General features: G+C 56.9%; 1 protein-coding gene. It reads right to left on the bottom strand.

Annotation, left to right across the window (positions count from 1 at the left end; genetic code table 11):
- Nucleotides 1–9: 9 nt before the first annotated feature.
- Nucleotides 10–501 (bottom strand): hypothetical protein (locus FCU40_RS23050; RefSeq protein ID WP_206677371.1); only part of this gene is annotated, 492 nt, incomplete at its 5' end.

Below are 501 nucleotides of genomic sequence, written 5' to 3'. Positions count from 1 at the left end.
GTCATGGGCCTACTCTCTGACTTTCACGCTGGCCGCGATCCTGTTTGCGGTGTCTTGGTCGCCAGGGACCTCCAACGCCCAAACATGAATCGCGCGTGGCCCATTGGTCTTCTTAGTTGGCAATAGAAACTCGTCCGTCTCCGCACCGCTCGGATGTTTGATCCGTGCTGCTTCGGGAACAATGGGCTTGCTCGGAGCGGTGCGTTCTTCACCTTCGGATGGGAAGGTCGGAAAGTTGCCGACATAGATTTTAACGTACGTCGTTGGGCCTTTTCGGACTTCGTAGACATCGAAGTCCATCCGCTTGTCGGGTTTCGAAAGCTTGAAGCCTAGCGGAGCCGAGGCAATGAAGACATCCGTTAGCATCACGCTAGCAGGCTTGAGCACTACCTCAGAAGCGGTTTGGCCTGACGCCGAGGGAGTAGGTCCGGTGCGATCGCAAGCCGCGACCGCAGTCAGCAGCAATATCGCACCGAACCGCAAACGCATCAGAACGTCACC

Origin of the sequence: Caulobacter sp. SSI4214 (genome assembly GCF_012184455.1) — a bacterium.
GTDB lineage: Bacteria > Pseudomonadota > Alphaproteobacteria > Caulobacterales > Caulobacteraceae > Caulobacter > Caulobacter vibrioides_E.
The sequence above is the reverse complement of the archived record's forward strand: the minus strand, read 5'-3'. Positions and strand labels throughout refer to the sequence as shown.